The organism is Psychrobacillus sp. FSL K6-1415 (assembly GCF_038003185.1).
GTDB classification, from domain to species: domain Bacteria; phylum Bacillota; class Bacilli; order Bacillales_A; family Planococcaceae; genus Psychrobacillus; species Psychrobacillus psychrodurans.
This window is the reverse complement of the sequence record NZ_JBBOOQ010000001.1, coordinates 3,036,799-3,055,448: the sequence shown is the minus strand read 5'-3', so window position 1 is coordinate 3,055,448 and position 18,650 is coordinate 3,036,799. Positions and strand designations below refer to the sequence as shown.

Here is an 18,650-nt window from a genome sequence, read left to right as displayed (position 1 = left end):
AGTAATAACCGAACTTTTGCCTCGTTAGTTACCTATATAGGTGTGGTAAGGTACTTACGTTTTACGTAGTAGGTTGTAAAACGACTGTTTAGTCCGCTTAAGGTGTGAGAAGTACTTGTATTTTACGTCGTCAGTTGGCTATATGTTATAGAAGGAAGTTAAACGCCACTTTTTAGCGCTACAAACACCTATAGTATGAGAGGCTATCCATACTTTACCTCGTCAGCTACCTATACATTATAAGAAGAGAATTTATTTTTCGTATATCCCATATTTTAACCGTTTAGCTACCTATAGAGGTGAGGAAAGGTACTTGTTATTTTTTCGCTACCTATGCTTACTTTTAGGGCGCCAGTTGGACTAGTATATGAGAAGGTATCGTACAATTTACGATGACTATTGCATATTGCCGGTTTAGTTACCTATAGGTGTGGGAAGAGTACTTACGTTTTACGCCGTCAGCTGTGCTATACGTTATAGATAGCCGTACTTTTTAGGACGTCAGTTACCTATAAGGTTAGGAAAAGCCGTACAAATATAACGCTCTCACGTTTATATAAGCGTAGGATATACCAAAACATAGCGCCAGTTGTCTATACATTATAGGAAAGCTTTTTCACGTAGTTAAGTAGGTAATAAAGCCGTTCTCGACACCTATAGAATGAGAAGGTACTTACCTTTTCGCTTAAACGTCTGTACTAGTATATATATAGGAACATTATTGCTTTTTACCTCGTCAGCTGGCTATACATATAGAGAGGTTGCTTTTTCGTCTAAACGTCTGTACTAGTATATGAGGGACATTAGTATATTTTACCTCTTCAGTTGGCTATACATTATGAGGAATGGTGAAAAACGCCGCCTTTTGTGCCTATACATTATAGAAGCACCCCATATTATTCTAAAAACGTATCTAGCCTACTATGAGGGCGTACCCATAAAAGTACCGAGTTTCTAGTTTAGTGTATGAGGAAGTAAAAACCCTACATTACATACGAGTTTCTATCTTAGTTATTGAAGAACTAAATAATATAAACAAGGAGCGTCCATTTGGGCGTTCTTTTTATTTCACCTAGTAGTTGAGTAATTTACACAACAAATATTAAAAGGAGGGCTAAGCATGAAACTTACACCGGAATCACTACAGAAAATCCGCACTAACTTAGGAATTACGCAAGGCGAACTCGCTCGTCAAGTAGGCGTATCTAGTTCCTTTCTAAGCGCCATCGAGCGCAATGAAAGACGATTAACGCCGAGGCTTGAATTCGAGATACTGGAAGAGTTCAGAGCGGTATCCGCCGAATTAAAAGTAATAATCGACGAGTTCGACCAATTAAACGAAAAATAAGAGGAGGAAAAGCGATGGTGAGCAGAATGACTAAACAACAATGGGCGAATTTACACCCGAATGTAAAACGAGGAGTATACGCAGCACAAGAGAACATGAAGGTAGTAGACGGCAAGGCATTTAACGCAGAAGGTCGCGATATAACGCATATGGTCGAGGTTGTGCCGAAAACAACGGACAAGCAGATACGAGGACTACAGGCAATCGACGACCTATCCGCACATGAAATAGATAACGGCGGCTTCGTATTCGCCTTCTTCAAGCAGTCGCGTACAATCGTAGAGCGTTTCCCTACATTAACGCAACAAGATACAGCGCGCTTAATGTTCATCGGAACTTACGTAGCGTGGGAGAATGGTCGATTACAATACGAAAACGGTCGCTATATCAATAAAAAAGCGCTAGAGAAAATGGTTGATATGAGTACGAAGCATTTTAACCTATTCTTTAAACGCCTAGAAGCCGAGGACATTATTCGTGAGGATGTAGAAACGGGCGACATTACGATAAATCCTTCCGTATTCTATCGCGGATCAATCAAAGAAATCGGCTTCGATGTCAGTCACCTTACGTATTCAAGGTTATTCCGTGATACTGTACGTAAGTTATATTCGCAATTTAAAGGACGTACGCTCGGACAACTAGCGCTAATCTACTCGGTAATGCCGTTCCTTAGTTTCAATACGAATATCGTCTGCTATAATCCCGAAGAAAAAGACGGCGAGCGTATTCGACCGATGGATTTAGATAAACTTTCGGTGCTACTAGGCTACGAGAATCCGCAGAAACTAAAAAGAGCGCTGAATTCGGTAAAAGTGGAAGATAAGCCGGTATTCGGATTCTTTGAAAACGTAAACGACCGTAGAAAGTTACGTGTCACTGTAAATCCTAGAGTAATCTATAACGGAAACGGTAAAGGGTTAGACGTACTACTAGCGCAATTTAATTAACGAACTAAGGAACTTAATAAATAGTTATGTCAGCGGCGAAGTCAGTCGGTGGCTTATTTGCATTTTAGGGAGGTGAGAGAAATGTATTACGGAGAAGATGACGTCCACCTGTATTTATCAGATACTGCGGATTATATAAGAAAGACCACGGTGTTAAAGAACTACAGAGCAATGACCGAAGAAACAAAGCTTCGTTACGTCGAGAGAGTAGTAATTGACATATGCAAGCAGACAAGCCCTAGACGGAATTACGGCATTACAAAAGATTTATTGCGGCGATACGTTAGGGATGTACTAGGCGACATGGTAGAAGAAGAAAACAACAAATAGGGGGAAATAAAATGCAAAAGCACATTGATATGCAAATCACTCGTAAGGACAGCGCTATTTATATTGTAGACGCGAAAATAACGGATGAAGAAGGAAACGCAAAAGAATATAGCCGTACTTATGAAAACTCGAATAGTATCTATCCGATGTACCGCACGCTAAAAGTTTTATTAAGCGGCTATAAAGGATGCACGGTGACTATAACGACGAATTCCAAACAGTTTAACGAGGAAATAGCTTCATTGTCATATATAAACGGCACGCTTGCAAATATGCTAAGCGACACGATTACACGTAACGAAATCACTTTAATTCAAGCGTAAAAAAGAGAGGGAGCGAATGAAATGCAAATGCAACTACTACGGGAAGAAGTAGAAATATTACTATCGGAGATAAATACTATCAACGCGCAAACTTTAGCAACTATCGAAAAGATGGAAGCTAACGGAAATGAACTACAACACTACGAAAAAGGGGCTAACTAAAATGAAAACTAATAAAAGTCTACGGGTCGCGCCGGTATATACGCAGATGGGATTGTTCAACAAATGGATAAACGCAAACGCGACACTTTAAGGAACAAGCTAGCACGAACGGCAAGAAATAACTGCGCTAACTATCAAGGTTGTAATGAATGTCCGCTATTCGCGGCGGGTTGCATCGTACAAATTCCTACCGATACTATGCGCGGTAACGTATGCCCTTACTTCATGCGTTACGTACTGCCAGTCGATCCGGAATTAATGGACGACTATCTACAATACTTTCCCGACGATTACCCACTAAAGAAAGCGAAAGGTGCTAAGCGTTGCGATCGTTGCAAGCAGTCATATACGCCAACGAGTAACCGTCAAAAGTATTGCAAAGGCTGCGGAACAATTAACGAGAAGGAACAGGCATTGATAAGACAACGTAAGAAGCGTTTGAACGACGCCATTAATGCTACGGTTTAGATACTCGTAAACGTAGTAATAGCAAGGGTTTTAATATGCGAGAATGGCGGGTTAATACGATTGCCCACATATGTCATTTTCGCACATTATAAACGTGACATACTGAAACGGAGGCAATACAAATATGGCTAGGAAATCGACTAAGCAAGCACGTTTTGACGCACTAACACAAAGACAACAACGGAAGCAATTAAAGAAAAAACAATATACGAAGAAAGAGGACGGAGGCAACCGCTGGGGCGATAAGATGCTAACACGGTTGCACGCCTTAAAAGCGGAGGATGAAACGGATGTATCAACAAGTGAAGAAGAATTGAAAGGGATTGATACAAATGAGTGAATATAAAAGACGCAATGAACGACCAAAAACAGAAAGAAAGCCAGTTGAAAAGAATAAGAACGGTATTTCTATTCAGGTACCACGACCGGAAAAATTAACATGGGTAAAAGAAAAAGACTAATACTCACTAACAAGCAATATCAAAAAACAGACAGGGGCGATTTAACAATGACAGAAATTAACTTTAGAAATCCGAAAGAAGTAGCAGAGGCTTTTAAAAGTATTGGAAAACAAGAGGCTGCACATGAACAAGAGGCATTTATATCAAAGATTGAAAAAGGTTTATTTGAGCAATTCACGCCGGACTTTATAGAAACGATTAAGTTAATAGCACGGGGCGACGAGAGCGGAATAACAAAACTAAATGACTTTATGAAATCGGAGGAACTATAAAATGAGCGAATACAAAGAGATTTACGTAACAAAAACAACGCAAGAAGGCGGAAACCTAACAGCCGGCAGCGCATACTTATTACCGGAAGAAGTAGCCGATAAATTAATCGAAGGTGGAAAAGCGGAAGCAATCAGCTTCACGGCGATAGATACGATTAAACAAGAAGCGGACGCAATCGCAGATAGTTATAAAAAGCAACTCGACGAATTGAAAACATCGCCTCGCTTTGTAGATAACGAAGCCGAACGTCGCTATCAAATCGAGCAGCTAGAACAAGAAACGGCGTTCAAAATTGCAGAACACGAACGCAGCATAAAAGCGGAAATACAGGCGATCCGAATTGACGCAGCCTCTAAGGCATTATCGCCAGTAGGTACGCCGGAAGAAGTCGCAACCGCTAAGCAAGAAGTAGACGCAATTGTAACACAGGTACTTATAGCGAGTAACCCTTCCGACGTTTACGGCTTACTAGAACTTAAGTTAAATACGATGACGGCTGCGGAGAAAGTAGAAACATTGAAGCGCTTCGGGGAAATTAAAGCACGGGCTAAAAGTGACGATAAAACGGTACTAGAGCGAATTGAAAGTGGGCTACGTACTATTGATAACGAACACCTTCGAGCGCTTCGCCATGTTAAAGCGTTAGAACATAGCGGAGTAAGCGCATCGCAAAAATACAAGACGACTAAGCTAGTGCAACAGCACGCAAAAGGCGGTGGTATCTTATGACCGAGGAAGAAAAGGAAGAACAACGGTTATTTGACGCAGAGGTAAAGAAACGCCTTGACCAAAAGCAAGGCAATACGCAGCCAGTGGATCCGTCTACTGGTTGGGGCTTCCGCACAAAACCTTCAATCAAAGATGGCACGGAGTTAGGGCGTGAGATGTTTAGGCGGCTAGTTAAACAAGGTTATATCAAAAAGAACTAAAACAACGCGGGCTGCAAACTGCAATCCGCTAACAATAATACAAAACTATAAAACTAAAAGGGGACTACTAACCATGAAACAAACAATTACAATCACAACTATCAAGCACAACTACGAGCAACGCGAATTAACAACGGCTGCAACAGGTTACGCAACAACAATCGAAAATAACAACGGTACAAGACTAGCCTTCGGATTCCGCAAGCCATTCCTCGAAGTATTAGACGTAGCATTAGCGAAGCAACTCGATATTTTGGCCATTGCTTACAATACTGCGGACATTACGATTAATACGGCACCTTATGTATTATCAGCAGCGCAACAGACGGCTATCAAGGATAAATACGAATTAGAATCACAATTTGAAAGTATCACATTCGCATAAAACAATAGCGCGGGCGCAAGTCCGCAATTATTTCAAAAGGAGGTTACGAGGATGCACAACGTTAGTACCGAAAAGGTTAAAGCGCAAATTGCCGAATGGAAACAACAGGATGTTATCGAAGGAAGATCCGGCAAAGAATACGAGGTACATCAAGAACTATCGCCAGTCGCACCTTATCGGCTTAGATTACGATGTTATAGCGAAATAATTCCACTATACGAATTTCTCGTAGGCTATGCGCAGAAGTGCGCTCATTCAGGGCAACCGGTCGAGTTTGACATAAAACTATTTGACCGCTTCGAGCGTTATCTAAGAGTAATTCAGAGTTTACGGCAAGTAGATACGATGGGTATGGACGCAATGCAAATCGCTATCATGGTCGATAGAGTTAAAAGGATGCTAAGCAGTGAAACGCCATTTCATTATACGATGGAGCGCCTAGTCAAAGAATTAGACTGGGGATATTCGCAATTTCCTTCATCGCATATCAGCCGAAAAAAGCAATACAACGGAAAGCACTTCGAGGCATTAGTAGACCGCTACTGCGAAAGAATCGACGCACACATAGAGGAAAGAAAACGAATAGCCGAAGAGAACGTTAGAAAGCGAGGTCTAGCGGAATGAAGGAGATGCAACGAGAAATAGACGAGGCAATAGCGAGAGGACTACCGGACATACCGCCTAGAATAGTCGAAGATACACACGCCTTGCGCTTGTTTGAGGACGTACAGCCATTACATCGCTTTGTTATCGGCTATTTGGAATTACTATCTAAAGCGGGCGTTTCTGTACCTTATGATACTTCGGAGTACGACCGTTACAAGCCGTTATTGCACGTACTAAGCAACGCCAAGAACTTCTATATTCACATATACGGGCTATGCCTAATGAGCACGCTAGATTGTATCGAAGAATTACAACGGGGCGAAATCGGATACGAGGAAGCCTTACGAGGCATATACGGAGTTGCTCGCATGATGGCAGACGAAAGAGGTATTTCGTTGCAAGGTCCGGCATATGCAGGCGATGACTTCGACGAGGTTATACGAGATTACGAGAAAAGGATAGGTGGAGAAAATGAGTAATACGCGATCATTGCAACAACTAACAAGCGAACTTACACCGCAACAATTAAAGGCGGCGGAATTGATTGTAGAGAATCAGTTTGATACGGCGCTAGGCGGTACTAAGCGCACACTAGAAGAAATAGGCGAAGAATTGGGAGTAAGTCGCCAGTCAATCAGTAAGTGGAAGAAACTGCCCGCCTTTGTCGAGTATAGTTCGTATATTTCCTCACAACATACTGCAAGCCTACGACCACTAGCCGATAGCGCCCTCGCTAAGATGATTTCGGGGACAAGTAACAATGGACTAATTTCCGTTAAGAGCCTGGAACTTTATTACAAGATAACGGGTATCCTAGTCGAGAAGCGCGAGCAAGTCTACGTTGACGGTAACAAGCCGCAACTCTCACCGGAACAAATAGCGACCGGCATAGACGAACTAGCAGCGAAATTAAAGAGGTAATAACGGCGCTTGTAGGCTTAACGGCTTACAGGCGTCTTTTTTGCGTTGTAGTGCTGAGGTTGACCATAAGAGAGCGCTAAGAATGACGAGATGCTGCGACTGGCACAACGTACACACATACGAATAATAGCAATAAATACATACGATTTAATCAGGCGCGCGTGTCCCGAGCGTACGCCTCGCTGAAACTCCGACGTTCAACTAATCGCCTCTAAACGCCTACACTTTAACGATTTAGCGTGATAAAGGATATATAACGAAGTAGTAGCGTGTAAACTTGTAGCGTAATCACAACTGTTAAGTATTGACTACGATGTACCGACGTGATAAGATAGGGTTATAAACGTACTCATAACTCATAATCATAGGAGGACATCAGAATGACACGATACGGATACGCTAGGGTCAGCGGTACATCGCAAGACTTAACGGAACAGATAGCACGACTACAAGACGCAGGCTGCACCGACATACTAAGCGAGAAGCACACCGGTACTAAGAAGGATCGCCCCGAGTTCCAACGACTGCTATCGCTACTAACGGAAGGTGATACGCTAGTGGTGACTAAGCTAGACCGGTTCGCTAGGTCAGCAGAGGACGGCATAACGATCATCAAGGCGCTTATACGACGTGGTGTTAGCGTGCATATACTCAACATGGGCGTAGTAGAGGATACGGCAACAGGACGCCTACTGCTTACGATACTAAGTGGATTCGCTGAATTCGAACGGGATATGATCGTGGAGAGATTAGCGGAAGGTAAGGCACAAGCGAAGCTGAAGGACGACTATCGCGAAGGACGTAAGCCGACATACTCGAAGAAGCAACTCGACCACGCTATGACGCTATTAGAAACGAATAGTTATACGGAGGTAGAGCGTATGACTGGCATAAGTAAAGCGACACTAACGAGGTATAAACGAAAAGTTAAATTGAAAGAAATCGAAAAGGCATGACGGAAATAAATCGTCGTGTCTTTTTTTTGATGGCGGGGGGCATGAGCGAAATTCAAACTTCGGACAAGGCCAACAATATACGCAAAAGCCTACTTTCAACCTCCTGGGTAAAAATACCGCAAACTATTTTTAGAATCTACGGGGTACAGTGTCGCCTATTGCGATTCTAAGCGCGATAACTTTACTTATGCGGATAGTTGGTCGTAACTTAATCGCTATACATACGAACGTATATTCGATATAATAGACGTAAAAAGGAGCGTTTACTATGCCGTCGATAAGTAAGGACGATTACCGTTATTATGAAATGAAGGCGTACTTGCCGATGCTAATTACGATACTTGAACGTGACTTAGTAACGATCGCTAAGCTGCCGATTAAATTAAAGCGTCCTTACATTACGATAATGGAGAGCGCGCTAAAACGGATTCGAGCGGACTTGAAGGCTACTAACGTCTATTTACTTCGTCGCAATATGCGGCTGGTTATAGAGAAATCTACGAAGGAATCAACGACATACGTTTTTATTAGTACGGGATACGAGGAACGCCATACATTTACGAGTGAAGAATTACGTAATAAGTGCGAGGAATTAATGACGGAATTTTTAACGAAGTAGTTTCCATAATTTGCTTTACAATCTACGTTTATTAACGTATCATTATTCGTAATAGAATTGTCGGTTGTGCCGAGTACGGAAATGGTACAACGTTGAATCGTTAAATTACCGAGGAAACTAACGCCCGCTTATCGGCATAATGCTACGCGAAACTTTAAATAGGTAAGATACACGCGTAGAAGCTTAAGTGTTAGAGTTTCTGGACGCGGGTTCAAATCCCGCCGTCTCCATACTACGAAATCATATGATTTAAGACATTGTCTGTGACGTAAAGCATAAAGTTTCCTTTTGGAAACTTTATGCTTTATTTTATTTTAGGAAATTTTATGTTTAATTTTTTTGATAAGGAAGCTAGAGACACTCTTATGAATTCGTCCTCTTTAGGTTGTCTATAGATTCAATGATGGAAATACCGACAACCAGAGAGAAAGAGCATATGAATAACAATCAACGCTTACAGATGGGAGCTTGGGGATTGAGTTAGATCGCAGGAAATCATCTACTTACAGGAGAATGGACTAAAAGGGGTATTATAAATTCATTAGACAAGAAGAAAGCCATATAACAAACTGGATTATCTTTAATGGAAACAATAACAGATAATCCTAGACAATAGGCAAGGGGGTTGAAGAAAATGGAATATTTAAATATAAACACTAGGACAATGAAACTAGAAATTGATATAATGGCACTACCTACAAGTTATGTAATTGATATTTGCGACTGCAAAGGGGGACTAAGAGAATTTCAGACACATGGGGAATATAAAATTTGTGAGGCGTTAAGGGAAAGTGAAGAGGATTCAGACTGAGCTGGGGGAAGAATTTTGAACAGAATAATAGAGTTTTTATATTTTAAAGAATTGAATTGTAGTGATTATAGATTTTGTGTCTTACTAATAATACTTCCAGTAATTATAACAACAATACCACTGAATCCAACATTGAGAATTATAACATTGTTGTTAATTCTTTATGGAGTCTGTCTACTTGCTAATCATTTGATTTTGAATATTAGTCAGGAACGTTATGACAGTTTACCTATAGATTATAAATACTACGTATGTTTAATTGTTTTTACACTTTTTGGCATCTTAATATTTTTAATAGGTTTAGTAAATAATTTAAACGAAACAAGTCAGTATTTTTATTTAGTAGTAGTGGTGTTTGCATTTACTATAATTGCATATTTATTGTGTCTGGGAATAATAGTTAAAGCAATAATTACATACATATATTATTTCGCATTAAAAAAATTTTTTTTGAATGAGAGTTCAACTGAAGAGCCCTTTATCTCAAGAGATGAGCTATCGAAATACATAACTATCAATGATCAAGTAAAATTCTTTAATACAGTGATTGTAAATTTGGTTTTTTATTTTGGTTTAGTTGGTTATATGTTTTTATGGGTTTTGACGCTTATTAAAAGTCACGAACCTATAATAAAAGCACTCGTAAACTTCGCTGAAAAATACAGTATTGCAAGCTTTGGAAATACTGTAGGATTAATATCATTAGTAATTACAATTTATACGGTAACATATTCATCACAGAATAAAATTTATGATAAGGCTGTGGAGATGTACAAAGAAAAAACTGGTAATTAAAATTTAAGACGGTCATCAATGATTTTTCAAATAATTTAATATCCAAAGGAAGATTTGAACCAGTTCGAGATTAAAGAAAATTCTATTAGTAAGCTTAATTAAAAGGAGCAGGGATTAATTTCCCCGCTCCTTTTAATCTGTTGTATCTACTATTTTTCTATAACCGATATACTCCGAAGACTTAAAATTGTAAATAGGTTTTAGAATATGCTTCACTTCAATAGTTTCCTTAGTGTTTTCAATAATTTCATTCATTGTTTTGTAAGCAAATGGAGATTCATCGATCGTGTCAATATCAACAGAAGTGGTGAATACATCTTTCATGGTTTCCTTAAAGTCTTCCATATTGAGAGTAGCTCTAGCTTTTGTTCTACTAAATATCCGCCCCGCTCCGTGAGGGCCCGAGTAATTCCAGTCTTCGTTTCCTTTCCCTTCGGCCAATAAAGAACCATCTCGCATATTGATGGGAATCAATACAAGTTCACCTTTTTGAGCAGATATTGCCCCTTTTCTTAATATCATATTGTCTAGGTCTACATAGTTATGAACTGTATCTATTCTGCCGACTTCTACGAAATTCATATTTTCTAAGATAACCTGTGCCATTGCTGCGCGATTCCACTTAGCATAATCCTGTGCTATTTTTAAATCGTGAAAGTATTCTTCCATTTGTAACCCTTCCAGATAAGATAGCTCTGCAGGAACAACTACTTCTTTTGTTTTAAAAGATTGAATGGCCTTTTGTATTTCGTTTTGTTTTCCTTCTTTTTTCAAGTTCTCTATCATTTCTTTTAATTCTTCTTTATTGAATCTTAAAGTATCTATTGCTCGTTTTTGGTGAAATCTTGCTACTTTAGCTCCTAAATGTCTAGAACCAGAGTGGATAACTAAAAATAGTCTTCCATCTTCTGTTTGATTTACTTCGATAAAGTGGTTGCCACCACCAAGTGTACCTAGCGAAAGGATAGCAGTATCAAGTGAGAAGGGAGCAATTACCTTAGAAAGTTCAATATCGGATGTAAATGAGTGAGGGTTCTGTCTAATATCTTGACCTGCTGGTACAAAGAGACGAATTACTCGATCAAGTTTTTCAAAATCTATATCACTTTTCTGAATCTCCATACATAACATGCCGCAACCAATATCGACTCCTACTAGATTAGGAACGATTTTGTCTTTTATTTTCATTGTAGTACCAATAACTGCCCCTTTTCCTGCATGGCAGTCTGGCATAATACGAACATTACCACCAGCCACAAACTGCTGATCTAAGAAGGTGCTAATTTGTTCAATTGTCACATCATCAATATTTTCTGTAAATACTTTTGCATTATCAAATTTACCTTTAATTATTTTCATCGCTTCAAAACTCCTCCTTTTAAACTCCTATGTAACCATTCGGGTTCGGAGCAGGAATCCCTTTTTCTTTTTTGCTACTTTAAAAAATAATAAAAAAGCGTAGGGGGAAAAGTACTTGCCTCCGCAATGTAAATTTTATCAAACGTACACAATTTTATGTTAGCTAAAAACCTTCTAATCCAAAGCGAGAATTAGAAGGTTTTAGAAGTATAATAGTAAATGGTATGCTCTACAAGAATAACTATTCCGATGTAACATTTCACTATAGTATACTACAACAGATTAATTGAATTAAAAAAAAGAATATACGTGTGGTGTAATGAGAAGATAATAGCAGGTGACTCAAAAGGTGGTTGGCTCACTCCCATTTCGTGTTAGAAAAGGGCGGATTAAGTGCACCACATCCTGTGGCAACATCCGCATGACCCGCATCGTGCGGGCCTGTGGTGCCGGTGACAGTATTTGAAGCATTAATGTTCGTAGTAACATTCGCAGCATTGATTGTATCAATTCTTTCATTTAACCATAAAAAATAACCCATCCTTGAGTTGAGTGCACTGATGGGTTATTACCTAATCAATAGTCAATCCCCTTGAAGGGAACCTGCTCCTGCGATTACTCGTCGCAAAAAGAATTTTGCTATTTTACTTGGCCGATTGATGCGCAAACATCAATTGGTCTTTTTTATTGTACTCTGATGTTAATGTTAGTATACGTTTTTATTTCACCTTTTCAAGTGTGATGGGTGCCAGGTACTCAAACAAGACTTTTGCAACTTTACTTTATAAAGGTACTTTACAAGTTTCTGTTCTAGACTCAGTTTTGTCTTTTCGGGGATGGGCGAAGAAAGTACTTATTGAATTCATTTAAATCGTTCCAATTTAACCACTATTTCCCTTGGAATATAGTGTAAGAGTCACAGGTGATTTTATTATATTAATCCGTAAGGTTTATTTTTGTAAATATTGTAACTTTTCCCTTTACCTTCGTGAGTATAAATGGAATATTATAACTATTAATAGTTTGCTAGAGGGGGAGAAGAATGTTCACCTGTGGGGTAATATTGTATAATATAGAATATTGTGAAGTGGCTATCTCTATATGCTTGATGAGGCAAAGTCTATGAAAATATTAGATGTAGATTTATTTCAAGATGGGTTAAAGCTCAACATAACTATGTTAGACAGGCTAAGCAGTGAAATGAAAGCAATCCACCATGCAGTGGAGGGTCTAGTTCAGATGGAGGATCAATTAAAGGGAGCGGGAGGTAATGCCATCCGCTCTTTTTACCAGGAATGCCATTTACCGTTTCTTCACTTTTTCCAGTTGTTTTCTGAACAGTTTAAACAAGTGCTTAATCAGATGGAAGCAGCACTTCATTCACTGGAACCTGATTCCTCCGGTTACATACTCGAAACATTCCTTGATGGAGAGCTAGAACAGGGACTTACGCTTATTGGTGAACTCACTGCTAGCTTAACAGATGAGGCAAATAGTATCATGGATCAAGTGAGTGATATTGTTGCCCTGCCTCATTTAGACGATAGTGGAGTGCAGGAGGGCGTTATTAGTTCTAAAAGAAAACGTGATGATACCTTAATGCAACTTTATGAATTTGATGCTCTCCAGACATATGCACTAAATCCAATTGAACAAGGCTTGCAGACGATGGACACGTGGCTGACGGATATAGAAGGACTGTTTACGGACGGAGTCACAGACATAGATTTTCGATCGAACCAATGGGCTGCGATATCAATGAATAGTGGATTGAAGACGGCTATTGAACAACAGACCTCTCGGATTAATGGAGGCCTAGAGTCCAGCAATCAGGAAAATCTGATAGGTACGGAAATCACGCCAGGAACGTTTCGGGCACTCGAGGGTAAAAAGACCAAGACAATCCATAGAGGTGCTTATGGAAGCTTTAACCTGTTAAAATTCCACCTGTACGAAAATGGTCTGATCATCAAAGAATACCAGCTTGGGACAAGCAAGCCAATTCAATATGAAGTGGTCAACGAAGTAGAAGAGGAATTCGAAGACGGTGGTGTCCGAGAGCTCGATGGGTACTTTGAAGGTACAAAACTTGCATTTGTTGATTATCTAAGACCGCATGCGATTGTCAAAAAAGGCTTCAAGCTCGCTTTCATCTCCGGAGCCAAGATATCTAAATATAAAGGGGATCTTTCTGTAAAGAAGACTCCTACAGTTGAAAACAAGTCTAAGGGTAGTGTGAATGGTAGTAAAGAGGCGGGAAATCCTAATAAGGGTATAGGAAATGGTTATCACTACTGGAATAAAACCACCCAATTTAAAAACGTGAAAGTTTACCAAAGAGATGATATTATAAATCCAAATATGAAAGACGCACGAGGTAGAACTAACCTTGAAAGGATGCAGAAGGGATTAGCCCCACTTGGTCCAGATGGAAAGTCTATAAACCTTCATCACATGACACAAAGAAATGAAAGTTCGATAGCAGAGGTTACACAGACGTTTCATAAAGATAACAGTTCTGTAATTCACATCAATCCTAATACTATACCTTCAGGTATAAATAGGTCTGAGTTTAATAAATGGCGAACTGATTACTGGAAAAATAGAGCCAATGACTTTTAATGTTAAAGGGGAATGGAAATGAGTGTAGAAAATTATCAAAAAGCAAAGGAAATTATTGTGAGTGAAGAAGAGATTGCAGACTTTGTGGGTGGTCATACAGATGAATTAATTAGTTTGGCTGAAGAAAAATTAGGGTTAAAGTTTACTGGTTTATATCTTGATTATTTAAAGACATTTGGAGCAGGTAATTTCGGAGCACAAGAAATATACGGAATTATTAATGCTGATTTTGAAAATTCATCAGTTCCAGACGCTATATGGTACACTTTAACAGAACGAAGAGAAATTAATCTACCTAATAATCTACTGGTTATATATGATACAGGGAGTGACGAAATTTTTTGTTTAGACTATAATCAACTTGATGATGATGGTGAACCAAAAGTAGTATCTTTTGTACCTGGAGTTGACTTAGAGAGTCAAACATATGAAATAATAGCTAATGACTTTGGTGATTTTTTATTAGACTTAGTTAAGCTAGAAGTATAGATTTGAAAAACCTTGATTGGCTATATGCCTTTCAAGGTTTCTTTTTTATTGGGGGGCTATCCAGTGACGAATAGTTCACTTTTTATTCAGAGAATATGAGTAACTCTTGTAAGCCCTATAGTATGTTCTTACAAATTATAAAGTACGTACAACACCTATAAAACGTATAACCTATTTAATGTATCCTAGCTATTAGAAGTAATCACAAAACCATCAGTTACCACCATCTATATTCTCCAATACTATACCTTTGCTTTCCCCCTGCCTTTTAAATTTTTCGCAACTTTTACGTACAAAAGAACGATTACTATGGCGAGAGGCTACTCCACCTCGATTAACTCCTGAATGTCGATGTCTAACACTTTGCATACTCTTTCTAATGTTGAGAGGTAAACTCTGTCCACATTGTCTGAACAAAGATGGCTTATTGTATTAGGGCGTAGCCCTGTCATTCGTGCCAATTCACGCTGTGAAAGGTCTCGTTCTTTAAGGATTTCCTTTAGCTTGATTGTAATAGGCATGGTACTTCCCTTCCTCTTATTCATGTTACCTTTTACGATACATCACAAACTTGTATCGGTAAAGGGGTTGATTGTATCGCTAAAGACGCATACAATGAATTTATATTAATTATAGCGGCTAAGCGTTACGTTAATTGAGATTAGCGTAACGGAGGGGGAAAATACCATGAAAGTTATCGGATATATTCGAGTATCTACACAAGGACAAGCAAGAGATGGATACAGTCTTGCTTACCAAGAAGATGAAATCAAGACTTACTGTCAGACTCATGGATACACGCTTTTACGCTTGTTTAAGGACGAAGGTATCAGTGGGGCTAAGGTGGACGAAGAAGCGTTAGAAGTTGACAGATTAGGCTTTCAGGAGATGGTAAAGAGTGAAAATGACGAAATTCTTTATTATGAAGGTGGTATACCGACTAACTCTGCTTATATTTCAGAAATGAAAAAAGATTGGTCGAATGTTCCAGAATCAATTATGGAGTTCTACGAAAAGTTACATAATGGGTTTTATTATCTACCAAGTAGAGCTATGGGACTTGTACAAGTGGAACGCATTACTCATTTTGAGGGTCATGAATGGGGAATACTTGAAGAATTAGATGAACCATTAGGAATTAATATGTCTACAACATATGGATTTTTTGAAAATGGCATGGGGGATATGTTGCTATAGATTTAAACAACTGTATTGGTGATGTAGCGACATTATGGTTTACCAATGATAAGCCTGAATATAATTTGAATTTCTGGGATATTGTCGATGAATGGATTGTAATAGGGCTTCAAGATAATTAAAAAATAATTTGGAAATGGCAATATTTTTTAGTTTACTACTCACAAAGTAATCTAACTCAGGTTATTCAAAATCAATAACTCATGAAGATTGTACCAAAGAATACTTTGTTTATGAAATGAAAAATAAGTATGATAACTGGGCGATACGACATTTTAAACTTACGAAATATTGTTACAGGGAACAAGCCAAAAACTTACGAAATTAAAAAGGCTCATGGGTTTACAGATAGAAATAGTAATGAGTTGCTTTGTATAGCTAACCATAAAGCACTTGGTTGATAGAGGTGAAGATGTAAGATATCTATCAATTCCAATTTATGAGGCAATACTTTAATGCCAAAAGTGTTACATTAAAAGCAAGGGGAACAAATGGCTTTTCTTTAGATGTAACAATATTAAATAAAAAGTAGGAGTGTATATATTTGAAAGAATTAATTAAAATTCTTCCTCCCCCAGAATTCCCACAAAAAACTGGAGATAAAGAACAATGGCGAAATTTTTTTGATACACTTGGTACGGAATTGCCTTCAGATTATGTGGAATTTATCGAAACTTATGGTACTGGTGGTATTGACCGATTTTTGTGGATATTAACTCCATTTGTAAATGATGATAATGTAAATTATCTTGGTAGGCAGAAGGAAATGACGGATGCTTATATTAAATCTAAAAAAAGTTATCCTCAATATTATAAACATGATGTTTACCCTTCAAACGGTGGCTTACTTCCTTGGGGATACACAGATAACGGTGATGAATTATACTGGTTAACCAATGGAGAGCCTGACGAGTGGGAAATTGTGGTGTATGAATCAAGATCACCTGAGAACTATACTTATTCAATTACAATGGTAGAGTTTTTATATCAAATACTAACGAAAGAATTAGTATGCAATGCTTTTCCAGATGACTTTCCAAGTGATGAAACTGCTTTTATTTCAGTAAAAGTTGAATAGTTTACTTTAACCTTGATTGGCTTATGCCTTTCGAGGTTTTTTTACTTTAAAAAAGACTAATATAGAAGTAGAAGTATGAGAAAGGTTGCATTGTTATTTATATTTATATTACAGTGCATGTATTGTTATCAAAAATTTCGGAAATACTAAACGTCGCCTATTGGATTGAAAACAGCCATTGAACAACAGACCTCTCTGGTTAATGGAGGCCTAGAGTCCAGCCATCAGGAAAATCTGATAGGTACGGAAATCACGCCAGGAACGTTTCGGGCACTCGAGGGGAAAAGGACCAAGACCATCAATAGAGAAGCATATGGAAGCTTTAACCTGTTAAAATTCCACCTGTACGAAAATGGTCTGATCATCAAAGAATACCAGATTGGGATAAGCAATCTACTTCAATATGAAGTGGTCAACGAAGTAGAAGAGGAATTCGTTGACGGTGGTGTCCGAGTGCTCGATGGGTACTTTGAAGAGACACCCCTTGCCTCTCTTGATTATCTAAGACCGCATGCACTTCTCAAAAAAGGCTTAAAGAGCGCTTTTGTCACCTTGACCAAGCCATCTAAGTAAAAAGGGGATCTTTCTGTACAGAAGACTCCTACGGTTGAAAACAAGTCTAAGGGTAGTGTGAATGGTAGTAAAGAGGCGGGAAATCCTAATAAGGGTACGGGTAAAAAGATAGATTCTGATACAATAAAAAAATATATTAGAGATATTGAAGGGCGTACTGGCAGAGAGTTACCTAAAAACCAAATAGAAAAGTTGAAGGAAGCTTTAAGAGATAAAGAATATAAAAAAATGTCACCAATAGAAACAGCTAAGCATAGGGCAGAATTTGATAAAGTGAAAAATAAAGTAATCAAAGAGTGGGAAGAAAATACTGGGCAAAAGTGGCCCGTGTATAATGAAAATGTTATTTCAGAAAAAACAGGTAAAATAATTAGGAAACACGGAGATAAGTATGATGCGCATCATATAATTGAAAATACTATTGGAGGAGAACATGAATGGTGGAATATGCATCCTGCAAAATTCCCAAATGAGCATCAAGCTGGTATTCATGGAACAGGATCACCAGCAAATACACTATTTAAAGGGGGTAAAAAATAATGGGTTATGAACTTATTAAGGCAAACGAAGAAAACAGTTTTTATCCAGTGACTGAAAACGAAATAAAAGTAGTTGAGAAGGAACTCGATTTAAAATTTCCTAAGGAGTTAGTTAATTTTTATATAGAGGTTGGCTACGGGTTTATTAAAGGTTCAGAGTTTAATATTAATCGTATTATGGACCCTTATTCCGTAAGAGATTTTCGGTTAAGAGTTAATGATTTTGAGTTTTACCCCGACATAGAAATTTATGATGAATTTGAAAATAACAAACTAATATTTTTTGAAGGTAGTGAATCAGCTTTAATGTCAATCGACTTGAAAGGAAAGAATAGCAGTCCGGTTTACTATTATGATATTCAAATTGCGACTTCTCTTGAAGAATTTTTAAGAAAAATAGAAGAAAATGATAAATATTACTTGGAGTTACTAGTTGATTAAAAAACATAATAATAT

The 18,650-nt window shown here is 38.4% G+C and carries 25 protein-coding genes and 2 pseudogenes; 25 read left to right on the top strand and 2 right to left on the bottom strand.

The window, feature by feature from the left end; genetic code table 11:
- Window positions 1–1,120: 1,120 nt before the first annotated feature.
- The 18 genes from MKY60_RS14625 (at window position 1,121) to MKY60_RS14540 (ending at window position 10,337) form a co-directional block, all read left to right on the top strand.
- Window positions 1,121–1,348, top strand: coding sequence for a helix-turn-helix domain-containing protein (locus MKY60_RS14625; RefSeq protein ID WP_340930338.1), 228 nt, complete (start codon window positions 1,121–1,123; stop codon window positions 1,346–1,348).
- 14 nt (window positions 1,349–1,362) lie between these two features.
- Window positions 1,363–2,298, top strand: coding sequence for a hypothetical protein (locus tag MKY60_RS14620; protein WP_340930336.1), 936 nt, complete (start codon window positions 1,363–1,365; stop codon window positions 2,296–2,298).
- An 81-nt stretch (window positions 2,299–2,379) separates the two neighbouring features.
- Window positions 2,380–2,628: a hypothetical protein gene (locus MKY60_RS14615; protein WP_340930335.1), complete on the top strand. Its 249-nt coding sequence runs from the start codon at window positions 2,380–2,382 to the stop codon at window positions 2,626–2,628.
- Window positions 2,629–2,639: 11 nt separating this feature from the next.
- A complete protein-coding gene (locus tag MKY60_RS14610) occupies window positions 2,640–2,951 on the top strand; it encodes a hypothetical protein (RefSeq protein WP_340930334.1) in 312 nt (103 codons plus the stop codon).
- A 21-nt stretch (window positions 2,952–2,972) separates the two neighbouring features.
- A complete protein-coding gene (locus MKY60_RS14605; RefSeq protein WP_340930332.1) occupies window positions 2,973–3,113 on the top strand; it encodes a hypothetical protein in 141 nt (46 codons plus the stop codon).
- Between the two features lie 592 nt (window positions 3,114–3,705).
- Window positions 3,706–3,921, top strand: a complete 216-nt coding sequence (locus tag MKY60_RS14600) for a hypothetical protein (RefSeq protein WP_340930330.1) — start codon at window positions 3,706–3,708, stop codon at window positions 3,919–3,921.
- Window positions 3,914–4,042, top strand: a complete 129-nt coding sequence (locus MKY60_RS14595) for a hypothetical protein (protein WP_340930328.1) — start codon at window positions 3,914–3,916, stop codon at window positions 4,040–4,042. Before MKY60_RS14600 ends, MKY60_RS14595 begins: the two co-directional genes overlap by 8 nt.
- 47 nt (window positions 4,043–4,089) lie before the next feature.
- Entirely contained in the window at window positions 4,090–4,314 is a 225-nt protein-coding gene (locus MKY60_RS14590; RefSeq protein WP_340930327.1) for a hypothetical protein, read from the top strand.
- Window position 4,315: 1 nt separating this feature from the next.
- Window positions 4,316–5,044: a hypothetical protein gene (locus tag MKY60_RS14585; RefSeq protein WP_340930325.1), complete on the top strand. Its 729-nt coding sequence runs from the start codon at window positions 4,316–4,318 to the stop codon at window positions 5,042–5,044.
- Window positions 5,041–5,244, top strand: a complete 204-nt coding sequence (locus MKY60_RS14580) for a hypothetical protein (RefSeq protein WP_340930323.1) — start codon at window positions 5,041–5,043, stop codon at window positions 5,242–5,244. Before MKY60_RS14585 ends, MKY60_RS14580 begins: the two co-directional genes overlap by 4 nt.
- A gap of 73 nt (window positions 5,245–5,317) precedes the next feature.
- Window positions 5,318–5,629: a hypothetical protein gene (locus MKY60_RS14575; protein ID WP_340930322.1), complete on the top strand. Its 312-nt coding sequence runs from the start codon at window positions 5,318–5,320 to the stop codon at window positions 5,627–5,629.
- Window positions 5,630–5,680: 51 nt separating this feature from the next.
- Entirely contained in the window at window positions 5,681–6,253 is a 573-nt protein-coding gene (locus tag MKY60_RS14570; protein ID WP_340930319.1) for a hypothetical protein, read from the top strand.
- A 263-nt stretch (window positions 6,254–6,516) separates the two neighbouring features.
- Complete coding sequence (locus tag MKY60_RS14565; RefSeq protein ID WP_340930318.1) at window positions 6,517–6,714, top strand: hypothetical protein; 198 nt, start codon at window positions 6,517–6,519, stop codon at window positions 6,712–6,714.
- Window positions 6,707–7,156 carry a phBC6A51 family helix-turn-helix protein gene (locus tag MKY60_RS14560; protein ID WP_340930317.1) on the top strand — a complete coding sequence of 150 codons (450 nt, stop codon included), beginning with the start codon at window positions 6,707–6,709 and terminating at the stop codon, window positions 7,154–7,156. Before MKY60_RS14565 ends, MKY60_RS14560 begins: the two co-directional genes overlap by 8 nt.
- A 380-nt stretch (window positions 7,157–7,536) precedes the next feature.
- The gene (locus MKY60_RS14555; RefSeq protein ID WP_340930314.1) at window positions 7,537–8,112 is read left to right on the top strand and encodes a recombinase family protein; all 576 of its coding nucleotides are present in this window, start codon (window positions 7,537–7,539) and stop codon (window positions 8,110–8,112) included.
- Between the two features lie 268 nt (window positions 8,113–8,380).
- Window positions 8,381–8,731: a hypothetical protein gene (locus MKY60_RS14550; protein ID WP_340930312.1), complete on the top strand. Its 351-nt coding sequence runs from the start codon at window positions 8,381–8,383 to the stop codon at window positions 8,729–8,731.
- A gap of 634 nt (window positions 8,732–9,365) precedes the next feature.
- Entirely contained in the window at window positions 9,366–9,542 is a 177-nt protein-coding gene (locus tag MKY60_RS14545) for a hypothetical protein (protein WP_340930311.1), read from the top strand.
- 15 nt (window positions 9,543–9,557) lie between these two features.
- The gene (locus MKY60_RS14540; RefSeq protein WP_340930310.1) at window positions 9,558–10,337 is read left to right on the top strand and encodes a hypothetical protein; all 780 of its coding nucleotides are present in this window, start codon (window positions 9,558–9,560) and stop codon (window positions 10,335–10,337) included.
- Between the two features lie 132 nt (window positions 10,338–10,469).
- Here the strand turns inward: MKY60_RS14540 and MKY60_RS14535 are convergent, their stop codons facing one another.
- Window positions 10,470–11,696: an RtcB family protein gene (locus MKY60_RS14535; protein WP_340930308.1), complete on the bottom strand. Its 1,227-nt coding sequence runs from the start codon at window positions 11,694–11,696 to the stop codon at window positions 10,470–10,472.
- A gap of 1,122 nt (window positions 11,697–12,818) precedes the next feature.
- Between MKY60_RS14535 and MKY60_RS14530 the strand changes: the two genes are divergently transcribed.
- Together MKY60_RS14530 and MKY60_RS14525 are read left to right on the top strand one after the other, a co-directional pair.
- Complete coding sequence (locus tag MKY60_RS14530) at window positions 12,819–14,318, top strand: T7SS effector LXG polymorphic toxin (RefSeq protein ID WP_340930307.1); 1,500 nt, start codon at window positions 12,819–12,821, stop codon at window positions 14,316–14,318.
- Between the two features lie 18 nt (window positions 14,319–14,336).
- A complete protein-coding gene (locus MKY60_RS14525; protein WP_340930305.1) occupies window positions 14,337–14,807 on the top strand; it encodes an SMI1/KNR4 family protein in 471 nt (156 codons plus the stop codon).
- Window positions 14,808–15,127: 320 nt separating this feature from the next.
- On the opposite strand, the gene MKY60_RS14520 is transcribed toward MKY60_RS14525, so the two are convergent.
- Window positions 15,128–15,328 (bottom strand): helix-turn-helix domain-containing protein, encoded by a 201-nt coding sequence (locus tag MKY60_RS14520; RefSeq protein ID WP_269921749.1) that lies wholly within the window; start codon window positions 15,326–15,328, stop codon window positions 15,128–15,130.
- Window positions 15,329–15,494: 166 nt separating this feature from the next.
- Between MKY60_RS14520 and MKY60_RS14515 the strand changes: the two are divergent.
- The 5 genes and pseudogenes from MKY60_RS14515 to MKY60_RS14495 all read left to right on the top strand — a co-directional run.
- Window positions 15,495–15,701, top strand: a pseudogene (locus MKY60_RS14515) (recombinase family protein); the annotation flags it as partial.
- 847 nt (window positions 15,702–16,548) lie between these two features.
- On the top strand, window positions 16,549–17,082 hold the full coding sequence (locus MKY60_RS14510; RefSeq protein ID WP_340930303.1) for an SMI1/KNR4 family protein: 534 nt from the start codon (window positions 16,549–16,551) through the stop codon (window positions 17,080–17,082).
- Window positions 17,083–17,247: 165 nt separating this feature from the next.
- The gene (locus tag MKY60_RS14505; RefSeq protein WP_340930301.1) at window positions 17,248–17,655 is read left to right on the top strand and encodes a hypothetical protein; all 408 of its coding nucleotides are present in this window, start codon (window positions 17,248–17,250) and stop codon (window positions 17,653–17,655) included.
- 39 nt (window positions 17,656–17,694) lie between these two features.
- A pseudogene (locus MKY60_RS14500) lies at window positions 17,695–18,195 on the top strand (LXG family T7SS effector ribonuclease toxin YxiD); the annotation flags it as partial.
- Window positions 18,195–18,635, top strand: coding sequence for an SMI1/KNR4 family protein (locus MKY60_RS14495; protein WP_340930300.1), 441 nt, complete (start codon window positions 18,195–18,197; stop codon window positions 18,633–18,635). The pseudogene MKY60_RS14500 and the gene MKY60_RS14495, both read left to right, overlap by 1 nt.
- Window positions 18,636–18,650: the final 15 nt, after the last annotated feature.